Source organism: Micromonospora arida (assembly GCF_003857035.1).
Taxonomy (GTDB): domain Bacteria; phylum Actinomycetota; class Actinomycetes; order Mycobacteriales; family Micromonosporaceae; genus Micromonospora; species Micromonospora arida.
Map to the genome: position 1 here is coordinate 1 of NZ_QGSY01000043.1, position 5,170 is coordinate 5,170.

The 5,170-nt window shown below is 70.5% G+C and carries 4 protein-coding genes and 1 pseudogene; all 5 read left to right on the forward strand.

What is annotated here, in order from left to right:
• A pseudogene (locus DLJ58_RS00575) lies at positions 1-274 on the forward strand (hypothetical protein); the annotation flags it as partial.
• A gap of 644 nt (positions 275-918) precedes the next feature.
• The gene (gene pdhA / locus DLJ58_RS00580) at positions 919-2,094 is read left to right on the forward strand and encodes a pyruvate dehydrogenase (acetyl-transferring) E1 component subunit alpha (RefSeq protein WP_124853364.1); all 1,176 of its coding nucleotides are present in this window, start codon (positions 919-921) and stop codon (positions 2,092-2,094) included.
• Positions 2,094-3,083 (forward strand): alpha-ketoacid dehydrogenase subunit beta, encoded by a 990-nt coding sequence (locus DLJ58_RS00585; RefSeq protein ID WP_091396229.1) that lies wholly within the window; start codon positions 2,094-2,096, stop codon positions 3,081-3,083. The genes pdhA and DLJ58_RS00585 overlap by 1 nt, the downstream gene beginning before the upstream one ends.
• A gap of 5 nt (positions 3,084-3,088) precedes the next feature.
• Positions 3,089-4,546, forward strand: a complete 1,458-nt coding sequence (locus tag DLJ58_RS00590) for a dihydrolipoamide acetyltransferase family protein (protein WP_124853365.1) — start codon at positions 3,089-3,091, stop codon at positions 4,544-4,546.
• Between the two features lie 218 nt (positions 4,547-4,764).
• Positions 4,765-4,902 carry a hypothetical protein gene (locus DLJ58_RS33965; RefSeq protein ID WP_165435866.1) on the forward strand — a complete coding sequence of 46 codons (138 nt, stop codon included), beginning with the start codon at positions 4,765-4,767 and terminating at the stop codon, positions 4,900-4,902.
• The last annotated feature ends 268 nt before the right edge of the window (positions 4,903-5,170 follow it).

The window sequence follows — 5,170 nt, forward strand, 5'->3', positions numbered from 1 at the left end:
CCCGGGGTCGGCGGCGGCCCCTTCCCGTGGACGCGACGGGGCGGCCGGCAGCCAGCCGCTGGTCGGGCCGACGCTGGGTGTGCCGAGCGGGGGAAGCGGTGGTTGGCTGGTCATCGGCATTGGGATCACCACCGGCCCGACGGATGGGGTCGGCATGAACGGGGTGCTGCTGTCCGGCAGGGCGGTGCTGCCCGGGGTGGCCGAGCCCGCGCTGATCGCGGCGAGTATGGGCATCGACGCCGTGCCGGCCAGCAGCGCGACGGTGAGCAGGTAACCGCGGGAGGGGCCACCGGCGCCGGGGGCCCGGTGGACACCGACCACCCGGGGGTAACCGCCAGCCGACCGGTGCCGACCAAGCGCTGGTGTGCCGGGACCGTCACCTGGCTCGTACACCGCACACCCCTAGTCGTCGGCCGTTGGAGGACATGAATGGACGCCGCCAAGGGGCGAAACCCGACAAACAACCCGATAGGCGGCGTTCCTGCGGGAATCAGCCTCGCGCAGTCACCCTGGGTACGCCAACCTCCACCGCGTGTCGACACGCTGTGCTGCCCGAACGGTGACGAATCGTGCCGCATCGCATGGGGAACGCGGGCCGGCATGATGGCGACAAACGGCGTCAAAGCATGGGCGGTCGGATTGCGGGGGCAGGCGTACTGTGGGCGCGCTCACCTGCTCTGCGAATATGGAGCACGACGGCAACGCAGCCGTGACCTCCGCGCACCCTCGCGGCAGGCGCGGTTGAGCGCCGGCGCTCCCGATCCGGGTTCGGCCAGAACCCGGATCACGCCGTGCGGCAACCCCCACCGGGGCTAGGCGCGGCCGCCAGGAACCGGTCCGGCAGCAGCCGGGCAGGCGCACGAGTTGCGCGGCCGGGTGACCCCCCGGTGCCGACGCAGACACGACAGGGAGAGACCGATGGCAAAGGGCGACCCCGGGGGCACCACCCGCAGCAGGCGGGCTGCATCCCGCTCCAAGAAGGGCGCGGCCGGCGACCCCGCGCTGGTGCAGCTGCTCACCCCCGAAGGCGAGCGGATCGACAGCGCCACCGGGCCGGACGGCACCGAGTACCGCGTCGACTTCACCGACGAGGAATACCGCGGTCTCTACCGCGACCTGGTGCTGGTCCGGAAGCTGGACGCCGAGGCGACCGCTCTCCAGCGTCAGGGCGAGCTGGGCCTGTGGGCCAGCCTGCTCGGCCAGGAAGCCGCCCAGGTCGGCTCCGGGCGGGCGCTGCGTACCCAGGACATGGCCTTCCCGACCTACCGGGAGCACGGCGTCCTCTACTGCCGGGGCATCGACCCGATCATGCCGCTCGGCCTGTTCCGCGGCGTCGACCAGGGCGGCTGGGACCCGAACGAGTTCAAGTTCAACATGTACACCATCGTCATCGGGGCGCAGACCCTGCACGCGACCGGCTACGCGATGGGGATCACCATCGACGGCAAGACCGGCACCGACGACGGCGAGGCGGCGATCGCCTACTTCGGCGACGGCGCCACCAGCCAGGGCGACGTGAACGAGGCGTTCGTCTGGGCCAGCGTCTTCAACGCGCCGCTGGTCTTCTTCTGCCAGAACAACCAGTACGCGATCTCCGAGCCGCTGGAGCGCCAGACCCGTGTCCCGCTCTACCAGCGGGCCGCCGGCTTCGGCTTCCCCGGCGTACGGGTGGACGGCAACGACGTGCTCGCCACGTACGCGGTCACCCGCACCGCACTGGACAACGCCCGCCTCGGGCAGGGCCCGAGCCTGATCGAGGCGTACACCTACCGGATGGGCGCGCACACCACCTCCGACGACCCGACCCGCTACCGCATCGCCAGCGAGGTCGAGGCGTGGCAGGCCAAGGACCCGATCGCCCGGGTCAAGGCCTTCCTGGAGAAGCAGCAGATCGCCGACGCGGGCTTCTTCGCCGAGGTCGACGAGCAGGCCCGCCGCGAGTCGGTGCACCTGCGCGAGCGGGTGCTCGAGATGCCGAACCCGGAGCCGGTGACGATGTTCGACCACGTCTACCCCAACGGGTCTCCGCTGCTCGACGAGCAGCGCGCGAAGTTCAGCCGCTACATGGAATCGTTCGAGGGGAGCGCCCACTGATGGCCACGGAGACGCTCACCATCGGCAAGGCCCTCAACACCGGTCTGCGCCGCGCCCTGGAGAACGACCCCAAGGTCGTCATCATGGGCGAGGACGTCGGCAAGCTCGGCGGCGTCTTCCGGATCACCGACGGTCTCCAGAAGGACTTCGGCGACCAGCGGGTGATCGACACCCCGTTGGCCGAGTCCGGCATCATCGGCACCGCTGTCGGTCTGGCCATCCGCGGCTACCGGCCGGTCTGTGAGATCCAGTTCGACGGCTTCGTCTACCCCGCGTACGACCAGATCGTGTCGCAGGTGGCGAAGATGCACTACCGCTCGGGCGGCAGGCTCAGCATCCCCATGGTGATCCGGATCCCGTTCGGCGGCGGCATCGGCGCTGTCGAGCACCACTCCGAGTCGCCGGAGGCGTACTTCGCGCACACCGCCGGCCTGAAGGTGGTGACCTGCTCCAACCCGCAGGACGCGTACGTGATGATCCAGCAGGCCATCGCCTCGGACGACCCGATCGTCTTCCTGGAGCCCAAGCGGCGCTACTGGGAGAAGGGCCAGGTCGACCTGGACGCGCCGCTGTCCGACGCGTACCCCCTGCACTCGGCCCGGGTCGTGCGGCCCGGCACCGACGTCACCGTGCTGGCCTACGGCCCGATGGTGCGGACCTGCCTGGATGCGGCGACTGCCGCCGCCGAGGACGGCAGGGAGCTGGAGGTCATCGACCTGCGCTCGCTCTCGCCGCTGGACCTGACCGCGGCGTACGAGTCGGTGAAGCGCACCGGCCGTGTGGTCGTGGTGCACGAGGCGCCGTCCAACATCGGCCTCGGCGCCGAGTTGGCCGCCCGGATCACCGAGGAGTGCTTCTACTCCCTGGAGTCGCCAGTGCTGCGGGTGACCGGCTTCGACACCCCCTACCCGGCCGCCCGGGTGGAGGAGGAGTACCTGCCCGATCTCGACCGGGTGCTCGACGCCGTCGACCGCACCTTCGGCTGGTGAGCGACATGTCCCGGATCAAGACGTTCAACCTGCCCGACCTGGGCGAAGGGCTGACCGAGGGCGAGATCCTGGCCTGGCTGGTCAAGGTCGGCGACACCATCGAGCTGAACCAGCCGATCGTCGAGGTGGAGACGGCTAAGGCGGCCGTGGAGATCCCGGCGAAGTGGGCCGGCCAGGTCCAGGCGATCCACCACCCGGAGGGCACCACGGTCGAGGTCGGTACGCCGATCATCGCGATCGACACCGACCCGGGTGCCGGGCCGCTGGAGGCGCTGTCGACCACTGCCACGCCCAGCGGTGACCTGCCCACCCCGTCGGCGGCCTCGCTGGCGGCGGTGGAGGTGGCACCGGCCGAGGGCATGATCGAGCCCGGCCTGATCGGCGGTGCGGCCCCGGGCGGGCGGACGGCGGTGCTGGTCGGCTACGGCCCGCGTACCACCGCCGCGAAGCGCCGCCCCCGCAAGGGCGCGGTCCCGGCACAGGCCGTGGCGGCTCCCGCACCGGTCGCGCCGACTCCACCACCGGTCGCCACGCCGGTGGCGGCGCCGGCCCAGAACGGGCGGGCCGCGACGACCACCGGCGGTGTGCTGGCCAAGCCGCCGGTGCGCAAGCTCGCCAAGGATCTCGGGGTCGACCTTGGCACGTTGACCGGGTCGGGGCCGCTTGGCTCGATCACCCGGGAGGACGTGCAGCAGGCGGCGAGCGGTGCGAGCGTGGTGGTTGCCGAGCCGATCGCGGCGACGACCGCGCCCAGCTTCGGCGCGGACCGGGAGCAGCGCATCCCGGTCAAGGGCGTCCGCAAGCTGACCGCCGAGAACATGTCCCGCTCGGCGTTCACCGCCCCGCACGTGACGGAGTTCCTGACCGTCGACGTGACCCGGGCGATGAAGGCCCTGGACCGGCTGCGCGGCCGGCGGGAGTGGCGCGACGTACGGGTCTCGCCGCTGCTGCTGGTGGCGAAGGCGGTACTGCTGGCGGTGCAACGGCACCCGATGGTCAACTCGACCTGGGCGGGCGACGAGATCGTGGTCAAGGAGTACGTCAACCTTGGCATCGCGGCGGCCACCGAGCGCGGTCTGATCGTGCCCAACGTCAAGGACGCCGGCCGACTCTCGCTGCGGGAGTTGGCGGACGCGCTGACCGACCTGGTGCAGACGGCGAAGTCCGGCCGCACCTCGCCGGCGGCCATGTCCGGCGGCACCCTGACCATCACCAACGTGGGCGTGTTCGGGGTGGACACCGGCACACCGATCCTGCCGCCGGGTGAGTCCGCGATCCTGGCCTTCGGCGCGGTGCGGGAGATGCCCTGGGTGCACAAGGGCAAGGTCAAGGTTCGCCAGGTCACCACGCTGGGGCTGAGCTTCGACCACCGGATCGTCGACGGTGAGCTGGGCTCGAAGTTCCTGCGGGACGTCGGCGACTTCCTCACGGATCCGGAGGCGGCGCTGCTCGCCTGGACCTGATCGTCTCGAACGCCAGCCACGGCCGGTGTGCCACGGGTTAACGCCCGGCACACCGGCCGTGTCCGTTGGGCGACGGAACCGTCGGCCAGATGGCTTGTTGACCTTTGATTGTTAGGCAGGTGTCTCAGCTCACCTAATAATCGATGGAAGTTTGCCGGCTTCTGCTGTTGAATAGATGCATCAGGGGCTGACAACCGAATAGCTAGGGGGACCCACCAATGAGCATGATCGAGCGAATCCGCAACCACCGCGACGCGACCCGCCGCGCCCGTGCCATCGAGCACGCGCTGCGCTCGGCGAACTCGCCGGCGGTTCGCGAGGAGATCCTCGTCATCGCCCAGCGTCACATGAGCTGACGCTCCACGACATTCCTCACCCTCCTCCAGATCGATGGCCCACCCGGCCCACCGGGTGGGCCATCGGCGTTTCCCAACCACCACCACCGGGATTCCGCCCTGCCGCAGCGCCCGGTACGGTGGGCTTCGGTCGCCGCCCGCCGACCCGGCAGAGGCCGAGCCGACAGAAACTGCTCGACATCAACCGGCCACGGTGAGTGATGACCAGTGCTCCTTGGACGTGTCGTGCAACCACCCGATACCGTGCGGGGAGCCGGCACAGCGGTAC